We start from the raw sequence: 14,814 nt of genomic DNA, 5'->3' as shown, positions 1-14,814 counted from the left end.
TCACAATTCCTTTCCATACTGACCATCACAGACCCCGATAAGCACAGATTTCACAGCTAATCCCTCTCCGGTCATAGACCTACCGCGAAGTCTCCTCGCGCCGAGAAAGCTCCAGCTCTCGCGCCTCGTGCTGTTTTGCGAGCGCCTCCAAAGTATCCCGCTGCCGTTGCAGCACCGGGCCACGCCAACAATGACAGATGGCAATAGCCAACGCATCTGCCGCGTCTGCAGGCTTAGGCGGAGTTTCCAACCCGAGAATTCTGGTTACCATCATGGTCATCTGCTTCTTATCCGCACGGCCATTGCCGGTAAGCGCCTTTTTGACCTCCGATGGCGTGTACATATGCACTTCCAAACCACGTCTCGCCGCAGCGAGGACAAGCACACCGACCGCATGCGCAGTCTGCATAACGGTGGAGACATTGCCGCGCTCAAAAACCCTTTCCATAGCAACCACGTCCGGTTGATATTCATCCATCCACTGCTCAGCTGCATTAGAAAGCCGCAAGAGGCGATCTTCCAACGATGCCGTGGTTGGTGTGCGGGCCACGCCGACTGCGATGGGAACGACTTTCCTGCCCTGAGCGCCTTCGGCAATGGAAAGACCGCAGCGAGTAAGGCCCGGGTCAATGCCCATCACCCGCAGAGAACCAGCTCGATAAGTCACGTATCCACTAATACCACATTTCGAACAGCTGTTTGCATTAGATTCTCCTGAGGCGGCCACCCATAGTTCTGCTAGGTTTGACACCATGAACTCACCGAAGAAGCTCTACGGCATTCTCGCTGCAGCTGAAATGGTCACATGGGCCCTGTTGCTTATCGGTCTGGCGCTAAAAAACCTTTTCAAAGTCACTGACGTTGCCACCACCATCTTCGGCAGCATTCACGGTTTCACATTCCTGTGCTACGTGGCCACCACCATCATGGTGTGGATTAACCAGCGTTGGAGCTTTGGCCGTGGCGTAGTCGGTCTAGCCTCTTCAATCATTCCGTTCGCAACTTACCCGTTTGAACAGAACACCCTGAAGGCCGGACTGCTGGACCAGCCCTGGCGCTTTACTGATGAGTCTGAGCAGCCACAGGATATCTTCGAATGGGCTCTCGCCATGGTTATTCGCCGTCCGTTTATTTCGGCATTCGTCATTCTAATCGTGCTCATCGTGGTCTTCACGCTGCTGCTGATGGCAGGTCCTCCGACGCAGTGGTTCTCCTAGAACCGTACGAATCCTCAGAGACTAAGAATCCCCATCGGACAATCTTCCGATGGGGATTTTTCCGTTCAAACCAGGTCACCGGGCAATCCAGCGCCTCGGGCTAACCACATCCAGGCACCCGCTGGCACCAGAAGCCACAGAACAACCCGTCGCCAAGCAGACGCTTAGTCGTCAAGTTCTGCCAAAACCTCGTCGCTGATGTCGGCGTTGGAGTAGACGTTCTGGACGTCGTCGGACTCTTCGAGGGCATCGATTAGACGGAAGAGTTTACGTGCGCCGTCAGCATCGAGAGCGACAGTGGTTGCAGCACGGTAGTCCTGATCTGCGGAATCGTACTCCATCTCAGCGTCGACCAGAGCTGTACGAACATTCATCAAATCGGTGAAGGCGGAGACGACCTCGAACTTCTCGCCCAGGTCGTTAACCTCTTCCGCGCCAGCATCGAGCACTGCCATCAGCAGATCGTCCTCGGTCAGCTCGCCCTTCGGCAGCTCGACGACGCCCTTCTTTTCGAACAAGTACGCCACGGCACCGTTGTCAGCCATGTTGCCGTTGTTCTTGTTGAAAGCCGAGCGCACATCGGATGCAGCACGGTTGCGGTTATCCGTCAGACACTCCACAATCAGGGCGACACCACCGGGCGCGTAGCCTTCGTAGACGATGGTCTCCCAGTCAGCACCGCCGGACTCCTCACCGGAGCCACGCTTGCGAGCACGCTCAATGTTGTCGTTGGGAACCGAGGCCTTCTTGGCCTTCTTGATCATGTCATCGAGGGTGGGGTTACCAGCCGGATCGCCGCCGCCGGTACGAGCCGCGACCTCGATGTTCTTGATCATCTTTGCCCACTCTTTGGCGCGCTTGGCGTCATTAGCAGCCTTCTTGTGCTTAGTGGTTGCCCATTTTGAATGACCCGCCATGTGCTAGTTCCTACCAATCCTCTCGTCAATGCCCATGTAGATGGGAATTACTTAGGTGTTCATTATACAAACCAGCAGTTTAAATGCCGACAAGCTCTCGCAGAAAGAACTCGTGAACCCGTGTCTCCCCCGTCGACTCCGGGTGAAAACTGGTTGCCATCGCTGACTTTTGCCGCACTCCGACGACCATGCCAGCTGCCTCCCCTGTAGATTCTGGAACGCGTGCCAGAACCTCAACCCCATTGCCGACTCGCTCAACCCACGGGGCACGGATAAAAGCGGCATGCACAGGTGGGTGGTCGCCGCCAATTGCCAGCTGCGGGATATCCAAGTCAGTTTCAAAGGAATCGACTTGCCGGCCAAATGCGTTACGACGAACCGTGATATCAAGCGCCCCGAGGCTCACAGCATCCGGTCGGGTGTCGAGCACTTCGTCGGCAAGCAGAATCATGCCTGCGCAGGTGCCGTAAGCCGGAAGACCATCTCGGAGCGCCTCTCGCAGCGGCTCCACAAGCTCGTTGAAGACCATCAACTTGCTCATGGTCGTGGATTCACCGCCGGGAAAAATCAGGCCGCTGAGTCCCTCCAGGTCTCGCGGAAGCCGAACCTTGCGATGAGCGACACCGAGTTCGTCTAGAACATAGCCGTGTTCCGCGACGTTGCCCTGAAGTGCGAGGATACCGATAGTTTCCTGCGCCATTAGTCGAGGTTTTCGCTTTGCGGATCGAAATTCGCCGCCACTGGCACGGGCTCGACACCCGGCGTCAGGCTTCGGGTCAGCCCCTCCTGCGTGACGACGGCCACGAGCTCACCCTTTTGGTTGAAAATGCGTCCGTGAGTCAGTGCGCGACCGGCATGTGCCGACGGCGAAATCTGGTCGTAGAGAAGCCACTCATCAGCGCGGAATGGGCGCATGAACCACATAGCATGGTCGAGGCTGGCTTCCTGTACCTCCACACCTGGATGCGGAACCAGAGCCGATGACAACAGAGTCATATCGGACATGTACGCCAGAGTGCACACGTGGAAGGTCTCATTGTCCGGGAGACGATCCTTGCATCGGAACCACACCAACTGTTGCGACGGTGTGTACTTGTTGTGTTCGAACTGATCATCCGGGACTACCCGAATATCCCAGTCTGCCCACTCGCGCATGAGTAGGCGTCGGGTATTCGTCATCGCAGACGTATCCGTGACCACATCCTCCGGATCTGGCACCTTGCGCATCACGTCAGAGTGCTCGAGCCCCTCATCCCCCTTGCGGTGGAAGCTGACCTGCATGACGAAAATCGTGCGGCCATCTTGCACTGCTTCAACGGAGCGATGGCAGAAAGACCGGCCATCGCGAATACGCTTGACCAGGTACACCGTGGGAATATGGGGGCGGCCCGGGCCTACGAAGTAGGCGTGGAGGGAGTTCACCGCGAAGGTATTTCCCACCGTGCGCGTCGCCGCGACGAGGGACTGGCCGGCAACTTGGCCACCGAAAGTGCGCTGCAGAATTGACTTAATGACGGGGCCACGGAAAATGTCCCTGTCAATCTGCTCCAGATCTAATACCTCGCGGATGTTAGCCATTTTTACCAGCCACGCTCAGCGAGTCGGTGCGGCTGCGGAATCTCATCGACATTGATGCCGACCATAGCTTCGCCGAGACCGCGGGAGACATCAGCGACGACCTTCGGATCATCGTAGTGCTGCGTTGCCTGGACAATAGCCTTTGCACGCTTTTCCGGATCACCGGACTTGAAGATGCCGGAGCCAACAAAGACACCCTCAGCGCCGAGCCGCATCATCATGGCAGCGTCAGCCGGAGTAGCAATGCCTCCTGCGGTGAACAGGACGACCGGCAGCTTACCGGTCTCTGCAACCTCACGCACCAATTCGTACGGTGCCTGCAGCTCCTTGGCAGCAACGTAGAGCTCGTCCGGAGCCATGGAGCGCAGACGGTTGATTTCAGCGCGAATGGTGCGCATATGTGTCACAGCGTTGGAGACATCTCCGGTGCCGGCCTCACCCTTGGAACGGATCATGGCAGCGCCTTCGTTGATGCGGCGCAGAGCCTCACCCAAGTTGGTAGCGCCACAGACAAACGGCACGGTGAAATCGAACTTGTCAATGTGATTCGAGTAATCGGCCGGGGTCAGAACCTCGGACTCATCGATGAAGTCAACACCGAGAGACTGCAGAACCTGTGCCTCAACAAAGTGGCCGATACGGGCCTTGGCCATAACCGGGATGGAAACGGCATTGATAATGCCCTCAATCATGTCCGGGTCGGACATGCGCGACACGCCACCTTCGGCGCGAATATCGGCTGGGACACGCTCCAGCGCCATCACGGCAGTTGCGCCGGCATCCTCAGCAATCTTGGCCTGCTCCGGAGTAACGACGTCCATGATGACGCCGCCCTTCATCATCTCAGCGAAACCGCGCTTGACGCGCGCAGTGCCCTGACCGGAGTTGTTTTCAACCGTGCTCAACGAACCCTACTTCCCTAATAAAACTGGTGAATATGACTGTTGGTAGTCGTTTAACACTATAACGCCTCAACTAGACCGTGCTGTTCATAGACTCGGAAAATACGGCAAAAATCCAGCACAACAGCGGGTTTCTACAGCCTTTATGCAAGCCTAAGCTGAGGTCAGCCCGTCTGCAACGTCGAAGTATTCCGGTTCAGGTGCGGTACCGGCCAGCCGCAGCACGCGCACGAGAGGCCGGGCGCGCAGTGCCTTGGTATCGGTCACTGCATCGTTGTAAAAACGACGGGCGAGCTCGAGTCGCGTGTGGGCATCGGCAAGTTCAATGGCCATTGTTTGTTCCACTGGCTGGTCCTCATACAGCGCCGTTATTTTCCTAGTCAGCTCGTTTTCCACATCTGCGCGTTGCCCGGTGGAGTTAGCTCGAAGTGGTGTTGCTTCCACCTTCGCCACTACGCCGGCGAGCTCCGGGTACGCAGCACGAGCTACTGCTGCCCGTCTCCCCAGTGCCGCTTCCAGTGAGGAACGCGCCAAATCCGTGCGAATATGCATACGGTTCAGCCGCGTCGCTGTCGATGAAGCCACCAGACCGATTACAAGTACGACAATTAGCGCGATGACCAGAACAACAACCCAGACCGGTACGGTTACGTTCACCGAATACCCACTTTCACTCCATCGTTTTCACTACACTGCCCTGACGGAATGAGCTACGGCGCAATGACGACTTTTTCGCCCTCCATGCGCACAGTATCGTACACACGAAGCACACTATCGGCGACCTTCGACCAGTCATACTCCCAGGCCCGTCCATGCCCGAGAGTGCGAAGCTCCTCCCCCAACTCAGGACGCTTCAAAAGGCGAACAACTGCACTCGCAAGGTCTGCGGAGTTGCCGTTTTCAAAGTGAAGTCCGTACCGGCCGTCGTCAAGCACGAGTCTGAATGCGTCGATGTCGCTGGCGATGACAGGCGCACCTGCCGCCATCGCTTCTACCAGCACAATGCCGAAGCTCTCGCCGCCACGCTGTGGAGCAATATAAGCATCGGCATCAGCGAGAATCGCCGCCTTTGCATCCTCCGACAAACGTCCAACAAAGTGGAGGGAATTCGCGTTGCTCCCAGCTTTACGACGAGCTGCCGCGGCATCACCATCACCCACAACACAGACCTCAAGCTGTGGAACCTCTGCACGAATTGCAGGCAAAGCGTCTAGCAAAACGTCGAAGCCCTTCCGGGATTCGTCAAAGCGACCGAGAAATACGAGGCGAAAAACGCCCTCGCGCCGCCGCGGGATTTCAGGTAATGACGCGGCAGGAGGACAGGACTCGAAATCTCCGACCCGGACACCGTTGGGAATCAGGACTGGATCGCCACCGAGCTGCTCGACCTGCCAGCGACGAGCAACTTCCGAAACCGCAATACCTCCGCGGATACGCTCTAAATATTTACGCAGGAATGGAGTGGCCAGCTTTAATGCCAACGAATCCGTCGCCGCAGAGTGATAGGTCGCGACAATTGGACCGACCGAGTTGACCAGCGAGAGCATCGAGAAACTGGGCGAATTCGGCTCATGGATATGGACGATGTCAAAGTTGCCGTCCTCTATCCACGCGCGGACTCGACGGCTCGTGCGGGGACCAAATGAGAGCCGAGCGACGGATCCGTTATACGGAATGGGGATGGCAGCGCCGCCGCGCACGACAAAGCCTGGCACATCTGCTTGTGCACTGGCCGGACCGATAAGACTTACCTCATGGCCACGACGGATGAACTCCTCACACAAGTCAATCGCGTGAGCTTGAACACCGCCTGGGACATCGAACGAGTACGGGCACACCATTCCGATTCGCACTACTACTTTGACCTCTTCTTATCCGCTGGCCACAGTGGCTGCATCATGTGCCAATCCGCTGGATGCTGGGCAATATCAGATTCAAAAACAGTAGCGATGTCCTGGACAATGTCAGCTAGATTGCGCCCCTCAGTCGGCACGAATGGATGTGCCACAAAACGCCAGCCATCGCGCGTGTAGGACAGGCCCGCGGGCATAAGCCGAGCGCCAGTGTCCAGTGCTAGCTTTGCTGCACCGACCGGCATGGTAGTCTGCTCGCCGAAAAAAGTGACCGGGACCCCGTGGCCGCCGAAATCACGATCAGACAGCAGGCACACAACGCCACCGTCTTCCAATCGCTTCTGCAGTTCCGGCAGCGCGGGTTTGCCACCGGTCAGCGGGAGAATGCGGAATCCGAGGGATTCGCGGTACTCCACGAAAGCGTCGTAAAGCACCTCTGGCTTCAGCCGTTCCGCCACGGTACTGAACCGGCCATGCCGGGAAACGAGCCACATGCCCGCCATGTCCCAGTTGCCGCAATGCGGTAGTGGAATGACGATGGATTCCCCCGCGTTAAGGGCTTCAGAGACGCGTTCGAGACCAACGCTGGTGGACTCAACCGTATTGGCCAACTCCGGTGACGCGATGGAGGGAAGCCGGAATGCCTCCACCCAATAGCGCAAATAAGAGCGCATAGAGGCGCGAATAAGTCCCTGCGGGACCTCGTCCGGGGAACAACCCATAACCCGTGCCAAATTCTTGCGAAGCTGGCGCGTTGTGTCGGGATTCATCGCAACACGATCCGCGGCCAGATTACCGAGGCCATATGCCACTCGTTCTGGTAGCAGACCAAAAATCTTCCACCCGGCCATATATCCGAGTGCAACCACATCGTCTTTAGAACGGGGAAGGAAGAAACCCGACATCGTATCCTCCTTTAGTTGCTGGGTTCAGCCGAGCCCGCGGACTTCGACGAAGGGCCGGAGCTGATAGTTGAGCTATCAGTTGCGCCCGCTGGCGGTGCAATCGGATCTAGCGCACCCGGCTGCTTTGCCACCATGTACAAACGCTGGACGACGGTAAATACCGAACCGAGTGTCAAAAGCCACATCGCGACATAGAGGGCATAGTCCACACCAAGTCCCTGGAGGCCAACACCGACCAGTCCAATGATGAGTCGTTCGGCACGTTCGACGAGACCACCGTTGACCTTGAGGCCACTGGCCTCTGCGCGAGCTTTGACATAGGAGATGACCTGGGAAGACCCCATGGTAACCAAAGTCAAAATAAGCAACACCGCATCGGCATCATGGTGATACACCACCCAGTACGCAATCGAGCCGAAAAGCGCTGCATCGGTGATGCGGTCGCAGGAGGCGTCCAAGGTCGCCCCATACCTTGTGCCTTGCCCCTGGAGTCTGGCCATCGTGCCATCGAGCAAATCAAACGCCGTAAAGATGGCAATTGACACCGCGGCGGCAAAGAGATGGTTAGTCGGAATCAGGATTACCGCAAGGAACACTGAAACCGCAGTTCCCACGAGGGTGACTATGTTCGGGCTAATGCCGATGCGCAAAAGTGCAGCGGCTACCGGTTCGACTACTGGGCGGATTGGAGCCCTACCACGCACGCTCAGCATGTTGCCTCGTCCTCCTGCTCTAGGTCACGCCAGCCGTCGGCAAGCAACGTGCGGGTCTGACGCAGGGCCTGCGGGAGAACCTTGGTGCCATCGATGACGGTCATAAAATTGCTGTCGCCGGACCAGCGCGGGACGACGTGCATGTGCAGGTGATCTGCGACGGAACCGCCGGAAGCCTTGCCCAAGTTGAAACCGACGTTCACGGCATGCGGGCGCGAAACTGATTTGAGAGTGCGGACGGCGTGCTTCGCAAAACGCATCATCTCGGAGGTTTCTTCCTCAGTCAAGTCCTCAAGATTGGCGACTTCGCGGTACGGAACCACCATGAGATGACCGGGGTTGTACGGAAATAGATTCAGAACTGCGTATACCCACTCGCCGCGAGCGATAATGAGGGCTTCCTCATCGCTCTGTTTCGGCAGATCAACGAAGGGGTTACGGGATGGCTTAGAGTTGTGCACACCACGCTTAACGATGTAGTCCAGCCGGTACGGTGCCCACAAGCGCGTGAGCCGGTCCGGTTCGCCGTAACCGCTGTCGACGTACACGCCATCAGACGAGTTCTGTTGACCGTCATTGCCCTGCTGCTGCGGAGGCAACTCTTCACTTCCCGACTGATTCACTGCCATCCCCTTCGTTGCGTGGCCGCGGACCTCTCGGCCCTCGACCACAATTAATTCTCTGCTGTAGTTTACGACCTTGCTGCTGCATTCTTAGGATTACCGCGCGCGGTTTACCAGATAAAACAACCCGGTCGAGTTAGAGAGCGTCAGCGAACCCTAGAGAGCAGAGACGTTTTCCTTATTCGGCTGTTCGTTATTCCGCGATGCGACCCAGTCACAGATGATGTCCGCAGCCTTCTCAACTGCGACACCATTGATCTGAGTACCGTCGAGGAAACGGAAGCTGACAGCACCGGCCTCAATGTCGCGAGCACCGGCCAGAATCATGAACGGAACCTTTGCCTGGGTGTGGTTGCGAATCTTCTTCTGCATACGGTCGTCCGAGGTATCCACGTGAACGCGGATGCCACGAGACTTCAGCTGTGCAGCGAAGTCCTCCAGGTGCGGGATACAGTCGTCCGCGACTGGAATACCAACGACCTGCTCCGGAGCCAGCCACGCGGGGAAAGCGCCGGCGTAGTGCTCCAGCAGGACGCCAAAGAAGCGCTCAATAGAACCAAACAGCGCGCGGTGAATCATAATCGGGCGCTTCTTAGTTCCGTCCGGCGCAGTGTATTCGAGCTCGAAACGCTCCGGCAGGTTGAAGTCAAGCTGAACCGTCGACATCTGCCAGGTTCGACCAATCGCATCGCGGGCCTGGACAGAAATCTTCGGACCGTAGAAGGCGGCTCCACCCGGATCCGGAACGAGATCAAGGCCGGAAGCGTCGGCGACACGCTGCAGGATAGCCGTGGACTTCTCCCAAATCTCATCCGATCCGACAAACTTCTTATCGTCCTTCGTGGACAATTCCAGGTAAAAGTCATCCAGACCGTAGTCACGCAGAAGCGAGATGATGAAGTCGAGGACGCTGGTTAGCTCTTCTTCCAGCTGCTCTTCGGTGCAGTAAATGTGAGCATCATCCTGGGTGAAGCCACGGGCACGAGTCAGACCGTGGATAACACCTGACTTCTCATAGCGGTAGACGGTACCGAACTCGAACATGCGGATAGGCAGTTCACGGTAGCTGCGACCACGCGATGCGAAAATCAGGTTGTGCATCGGGCAGTTCATCGGCTTGACGTAGTAGTCCTGCGGAGCCTTGGTGCAGTTGCCGTGCTCGTCGTACTCACCGTCGAGCTGCATCGGCGGGAACATTCCATCCGCGTAGAAGTCCAAGTGACCGGACTTCTTAAACAAATCCCCCTTGGTCACATGCGGAGTATTCACAAAGTCGTAGCCAGCTTCGATGTGACGACGACGGGAGTGCTGCTCCATCTCGTTGCGGATGATGCCACCCTTGACATGGAACACCGGGAATCCGGAACCAATCTCGTCCGGGAAGCTGAACAAATCCAACTCGGAGCCGAGTCGACGATGGTCGCGCTTTTCCGCTTCCAGCATGCGATCCAGATGCTCGTCGAGAGCTTCCTTGGATTCCCATGCAGTACCGTAGACACGCTGCAAATCATCACGGGACTGGTCACCGCGCCAGTAGGCAGCAGAAGAACGCGTGATTTTGAAAGCCGGAATGTAGCGGGTGGTCGGCACGTGCGGACCACGGCAAAGGTCGAACCACTCAGTCTCGCCAGTGCGCGGGTTGACATTGCGGTAGCCGGTCAAGGTCGTACCTGCACCACCGACGTCAACATTGGCCTCATCGTCCTCAGAGACCTTTCCGGCCGACTTTTCTACAATCAGCTCGAGCTTATAAGGCTCGTCGGCAAGCGCCTCCTGCGCCTGATCGGCAGAGTCGAACGCGAAGCGCTCGAACCGCTGACCGGACTTGATGATTTTTTTCATGCGCTTTTCAATGCGCTTGAGGTCTTCCGGCGAAAAAGGCTCTTCGACACGGAAGTCGTAGTAGAAGCCATTGTCGATGGCTGGACCGATACCCAGCTTTGTTCCTGGGAACTCCAACTGCACGGCCTGAGCCATCACGTGAGTCGCGGAGTGGCGGATGACATCGCGACCATCCGGGGTGTTGGCCGGAACTGGTTCGAAGACGGTTTCCGCCTCTGGCTTAAAGGACAAGTCCTTCAAATTGCCTTCGGGGTCGCGGACACAAACGATGGCATCAACGCCCCTATTCGGGAAACCCAGGTCTCTCATCGCCTCACCCGCAGAGACTCCTGCGGGTACGGAAAACGGTGCTGGGGTTGCAAATTCTTCTGACACGGCGCGCGTGTACTCCTTTTCAAAGTGTCGTCGAAAGTCACATACCTGGTGACTTTCGTCAGTCGCACACACACTTTACCGCACGGTCGGAACTTAAGCTTCGAGGAGGTCTTGCGCCCAGTATTCCTCTTCAGAGGTTCCTCGAGGTATGACAAACACGGCAGAACCGATGTGGAAAATCCATTGATTCAGTCGATCGTTCTCCGACAGACGCTCTTGAATCGGATGGAACTGTTCCAATGGATTCTTCTGGAAACAGACGAACACCAGCCCTGTATTGGTCTCAAATCGACCGTTCGGCTCCGGTGGCAGGTCGTAGTTGTACACCCTCCGAAGGATCCGCTGGTTCGGATATTCCTTCGGCGGCATCGACAGCGCGACGTGACTGTTTGGATCTGTCAGAGGTAAGCCGTACTCATCTGTCTTTGATAGGTCCACGGTCTCAAATTCATCAGTGCCGCCAATCGGCGCACCAGTGTCGATTTCCCGACCAGTAACAACGGTGCGGCTCTCACGGTCCAACACGTCCCAGCCCGGCAGGTCCATCTCAATACGGCGAACGACCATCGCTGTACCGCCCCGCAGCCAGTCGGGACCACTGTCAATCCACACTTGCTTATCGAATTCAGCGCGACTGCGTGGGTTAACCGTGCCGTCCTTTTGACCAAAGAGGTTCCGTGGGGTTTCACCTTCCTGCCGTGAACCATTGGCATGTTGGAAACCCGCCTGCACCCAGTGGACATCCAAATACGGAGCTGCATTTCGAGCCATCATCCGGGCTGCATGGGACAACATCACCGGATCGTCTGCACAAATCTGCAGGCAGATGTCTCCACCATTCCACTCTGGACGAAGCTCATCGTTCACATACTTTGGCAGATTGCCCAACCAGTCCGGCTTCTGGTCTTCCTTATCAATGACCTTGAAGAAGTTCTCACCAAAACCAACAGTAATAGTGAGATTCGCAGGGGCGCCCATGAGTTCCGGCTCCAAGTCGGTGCGGGTGGGCTGCCCCGCGGTCATCCGGCGTGCGTCATCTGTCCACACTCGCATTAGATTTTGAAGGCGTTCGCGATTAACGTCCTTCTTCGCATTGAAGGCAACGAGCCACAGATTCGCTTGTGCGGGACTTTCAATCCCCGCTTGATGAGCCCCATCGAAAGGCACAGTAGCAGTCTGCAATGGAGGCTTGGGGGGCTCTTCATTCTGGCGCTCCAGCCCGATTGCATGGGCGTCCGGTGCCCCTATGGCTACTGCTGAAGCTCCCGCCGCAGCACCAAGCCCTCCAAGAAAACGCCTTCTGGAAAAGCCTTCGGACATGATGTGACTCTTACCTTTCTGATTACTAAAACTAGAGCACCTGCGGTGGGTGAAGGTCCGCCAGTGTTTCGACCTCTGAATTGCCACCACCCGCCCATCTATTTCGACCTTCGCGAAATATTTTCTCATGAAATAGCAGAAGCGCCGGAGTTCAATGCAATTGTTGCAATAACCTGCCAAACTCCAGCGCCTCTGACACCATCGAGTCACCGTAGGTCGACCACTCACCGCCGCTGGGTTCACATCCGCTTTACGACGAGTCGTTGACCGAGGTGCCCTTGAATAGAACTAGTGGCCTTCGTGCTCCATGGAGCCGTGATCCATATTTTCGTGGTCCATCTTATCGCCACCCATGTGCTCTGAGTTCTTCAGCTCCCCGTCCTCACCGTAGTCCTCTTCACCTGCTGGCTGAACACGAACCTCGATGTCCTGGGTGATGCTGGAGCCGTCGGAAAGCTCAATAACGAGCTTGTACTGAGCGCCTTGTTCCATAGCCTCATCGTTGTTCATAACCATGAGGTGCGTGCTGCCTGGCTGCAGGGCAAGCTCACCGTTAGCTGGAATGGTAAGGCCTTCCGGCACCTCGAACATCTTGCCATCCTTGGTGTCATGCTGCTCGAACTTGGTGCCTTCCTTCAGACCCTCAATCTTGAAGGATGAGATCTTAATGTCCTTGTCAGTGGTGTTAGAAAGAACACCGAAAATGCCAGTCATCTTCTTATCGGCTGGTTTTTCCTTGATGTAGGCATCAGTCAGCTGCACAGCAGCGTCGCTTTCCTCCATCGCAGACGAAGCCTCGGTTGCGGCGGAAGTCGCGGACTCAGTCGCTTCAGCGACAGTATTATCATCCGACGAGCAGCCTGCAAGGACGAGAGTCAGAGCTGCTGAGCCGGCGATTAGAGCACTTGCAGTGCGGTTGAGCTTCATGGATCTATTTTGCCTTTCGATTAATAACGGTGACGACAACGGCGATGATTACAATCAGCCCACCACCGAGCCCGTAGGCCCATAGGGGTAGAGACTTCGTTTCTTCGGCGTTCTCACCGATCTGACGAGATTCTGCCTCAGCTTCGGCTGCGCCTGCAGCATCCGGATCCTCCACCGAGAAAGTGGTCTTCCCCCGGGTGGAGTGCCCATCCGAGGACGTTATCTGGAAACCAATGATGTAGTTGCCAGGGCCCGGATTGATGTCTTCCGGAATGTCGAGGGAGACCTCATTGCCCACTACCTCTGGCTCGTGGGAGTATAGGACTTCCTTGGCATCTGCATCACTGATTGCAACGGTGTTGAAGTTGTCCTTGGGGTTGCCGGAGAACTTGAGCGAAACGTGGTGCGGAAACTCCTTGAGTATCTGCTTGTCACCTGGATTTGATGACACAACGGCGTCATGAGCACTTGCTGGCGCTGCAGTAAAGACTGAAGCACCCACACATACAACAGACGCCGCTACAGCAGCTATCGCGCGCCGGTAACCAAGCTTTTGCCATCGACGCGTTTCGGCTGAAGCGACCCGGGAACCCACTAGAACAGTTCAACTCCTTAAAGCGTGACAGTTCGAGAAGACCAGCAGTAGGTTGACTACCGGCCTTACACCTATTGTCGGATGGTATCCCGAAAAAGTTCCCGAAGATTTAAATATTTCCTTCGTTGAGGTCAATACCTAAGATTCTGGACTGCCCTCATGGATGCCTTTTGGATGACGTTGCAGCAAGGATACTTAACAAACTATCCGCAGACCGTTTTTTGTGCCAGGATTTGCGCAAAGATTCATGCCAACATCACGGCCACTCTACCCTTTGCTCCCCCACCGGTACGCGAGGAAAACCGTTAAACAGCAGAAATAGCGAAAGTCCTGGGTTGGATGAAACCCAGGACTTGCCAATTTTGGTAGTCCCAACTGGGTTCGAACCAGCGACCTTTCCGGTGTGAACGGAACGCTCTTCCACTGAGCTATGGGACTGAGACAGGAAAGCTACGCGGCTTTGCCTCTCTGCGAGTTAAATTAGCACGCACTTCCCGAAATACCCTAATTGTGCAGTTCGGCGATTCCATCACGGAGGGGCTATGCAACCCTGATTAACCGCAGGGCCACCGAACCCCGAACCCCATAAAATGACAAGGGTGAAATTTAACCTCTTCATAAATCTGGCTTTACCTCGAATCCAGCCAGCACAATAGAGCCGTTCACCAGCGCATTTGTAATCAATCACACAATCACGCTAAAGTATCTTTCGCACCGCGAGAGAGCCTTCCAGCCCTCTTGCAACGCAATGCGGATGTAGCGCAGCTGGTAGCGCATAACCTTGCCAAGGTTAGGGTCGCGGGTTCGAGTCCCGTCATCCGCTCTGGTTTCCCAAGGAGTTAGGCTCTATGGTATAACTTCGAGGCAACCACTGAGGCGGCAGCCTCACGGTGGAATGGCCGAGTGGCGAGGCAACGGCCTGCAAAGCCGTGTACACGGGTTCGATTCCCGTTTCCACCTCAGCAGAAAATCCAATCCAGGATTTGATGTAAAGCGCGTTTAGCTCAGCGGGAGAGCGCTTCCCTGACACGGAAGAGGTCACTGGTT

15 protein-coding genes and 3 tRNA genes are annotated in these 14,814 nt (G+C 56.3%); 3 read left to right on the top strand and 15 right to left on the bottom strand.

Annotated elements, in window-relative coordinates:
* Window positions 1–79: 79 nt before the first annotated feature.
* The gene (gene ruvC / locus Q0U90_RS04225; protein WP_297452165.1) at window positions 80–637 is read right to left on the bottom strand and encodes a crossover junction endodeoxyribonuclease RuvC; all 558 of its coding nucleotides are present in this window, start codon (window positions 635–637) and stop codon (window positions 80–82) included.
* 115 nt (window positions 638–752) lie between these two features.
* Between ruvC and Q0U90_RS04220 the strand changes: the two genes are divergently transcribed.
* Entirely contained in the window at window positions 753–1,217 is a 465-nt protein-coding gene (locus Q0U90_RS04220; protein WP_297452028.1) for a DUF3817 domain-containing protein, read from the top strand.
* 164 nt (window positions 1,218–1,381) lie between these two features.
* Here Q0U90_RS04220 and Q0U90_RS04215 read toward each other — a convergent pair whose 3' ends face one another.
* The 14 genes from Q0U90_RS04215 to Q0U90_RS04150 all read right to left on the bottom strand — a co-directional run bounded on the left by Q0U90_RS04215 (window position 1,382) and on the right by Q0U90_RS04150 (window position 14,205).
* Window positions 1,382–2,134 carry a YebC/PmpR family DNA-binding transcriptional regulator gene (locus Q0U90_RS04215; RefSeq protein ID WP_297452025.1) on the bottom strand — a complete coding sequence of 251 codons (753 nt, stop codon included), beginning with the start codon at window positions 2,132–2,134 and terminating at the stop codon, window positions 1,382–1,384.
* Window positions 2,135–2,213: 79 nt separating this feature from the next.
* Window positions 2,214–2,834, bottom strand: coding sequence for a pyridoxal 5'-phosphate synthase glutaminase subunit PdxT (gene pdxT / locus Q0U90_RS04210; RefSeq protein ID WP_297452024.1), 621 nt, complete (start codon window positions 2,832–2,834; stop codon window positions 2,214–2,216).
* Window positions 2,834–3,712, bottom strand: coding sequence for an acyl-CoA thioesterase II (locus tag Q0U90_RS04205; RefSeq protein WP_297452022.1), 879 nt, complete (start codon window positions 3,710–3,712; stop codon window positions 2,834–2,836). The genes pdxT and Q0U90_RS04205 overlap by 1 nt, the downstream gene beginning before the upstream one ends.
* Before the next feature lie 2 nt (window positions 3,713–3,714).
* Window positions 3,715–4,617, bottom strand: a complete 903-nt coding sequence (pdxS, locus tag Q0U90_RS04200) for a pyridoxal 5'-phosphate synthase lyase subunit PdxS (protein WP_297452020.1) — start codon at window positions 4,615–4,617, stop codon at window positions 3,715–3,717.
* A 150-nt stretch (window positions 4,618–4,767) separates the two neighbouring features.
* The gene (locus Q0U90_RS04195; RefSeq protein WP_297452018.1) at window positions 4,768–5,271 is read right to left on the bottom strand and encodes an NUDIX hydrolase; all 504 of its coding nucleotides are present in this window, start codon (window positions 5,269–5,271) and stop codon (window positions 4,768–4,770) included.
* Window positions 5,272–5,324: 53 nt separating this feature from the next.
* The gene (locus Q0U90_RS04190) at window positions 5,325–6,467 is read right to left on the bottom strand and encodes a glycosyltransferase family 4 protein (protein WP_297452017.1); all 1,143 of its coding nucleotides are present in this window, start codon (window positions 6,465–6,467) and stop codon (window positions 5,325–5,327) included.
* A gap of 2 nt (window positions 6,468–6,469) precedes the next feature.
* Window positions 6,470–7,372, bottom strand: a complete 903-nt coding sequence (locus tag Q0U90_RS04185; protein WP_297452015.1) for a phosphatidylinositol mannoside acyltransferase — start codon at window positions 7,370–7,372, stop codon at window positions 6,470–6,472.
* An 11-nt stretch (window positions 7,373–7,383) separates the two neighbouring features.
* Entirely contained in the window at window positions 7,384–8,085 is a 702-nt protein-coding gene (gene pgsA, locus Q0U90_RS04180) for a phosphatidylinositol phosphate synthase (RefSeq protein WP_297452013.1), read from the bottom strand.
* Entirely contained in the window at window positions 8,079–8,714 is a 636-nt protein-coding gene (locus tag Q0U90_RS04175; RefSeq protein WP_297452163.1) for an HIT domain-containing protein, read from the bottom strand. The genes pgsA and Q0U90_RS04175 overlap by 7 nt, the downstream gene beginning before the upstream one ends.
* A 150-nt stretch (window positions 8,715–8,864) precedes the next feature.
* Complete coding sequence (thrS, locus tag Q0U90_RS04170) at window positions 8,865–10,859, bottom strand: threonine--tRNA ligase (protein WP_297452161.1); 1,995 nt, start codon at window positions 10,857–10,859, stop codon at window positions 8,865–8,867.
* 159 nt (window positions 10,860–11,018) lie between these two features.
* Entirely contained in the window at window positions 11,019–12,245 is a 1,227-nt protein-coding gene (locus Q0U90_RS04165; RefSeq protein ID WP_297452011.1) for a Dyp-type peroxidase, read from the bottom strand.
* A gap of 288 nt (window positions 12,246–12,533) precedes the next feature.
* Window positions 12,534–13,172: a copper chaperone PCu(A)C gene (locus Q0U90_RS04160; protein WP_297452009.1), complete on the bottom strand. Its 639-nt coding sequence runs from the start codon at window positions 13,170–13,172 to the stop codon at window positions 12,534–12,536.
* 4 nt (window positions 13,173–13,176) lie between these two features.
* Entirely contained in the window at window positions 13,177–13,623 is a 447-nt protein-coding gene (locus Q0U90_RS04155) for a copper resistance CopC family protein (RefSeq protein ID WP_297452007.1), read from the bottom strand.
* A 507-nt stretch (window positions 13,624–14,130) separates the two neighbouring features.
* Window positions 14,131–14,205 (bottom strand) — tRNA-Val (locus Q0U90_RS04150).
* A 312-nt stretch (window positions 14,206–14,517) separates the two neighbouring features.
* Here Q0U90_RS04150 and Q0U90_RS04145 point away from each other — a divergent pair.
* Together Q0U90_RS04145 and Q0U90_RS04140 are read left to right on the top strand one after the other, a co-directional pair.
* Window positions 14,518–14,590, top strand: a tRNA-Gly gene (locus Q0U90_RS04145).
* 66 nt (window positions 14,591–14,656) lie between these two features.
* Window positions 14,657–14,727, top strand: a tRNA-Cys gene (locus Q0U90_RS04140).
* Window positions 14,728–14,814: the final 87 nt, after the last annotated feature.

Origin of the sequence: uncultured Corynebacterium sp. (assembly GCF_946998835.1) — a bacterium.
GTDB lineage: Bacteria > Actinomycetota > Actinomycetes > Mycobacteriales > Mycobacteriaceae > Corynebacterium.
The sequence above is the reverse complement of the archived record's forward strand: the minus strand, read 5'-3'. Positions and strand labels throughout refer to the sequence as shown.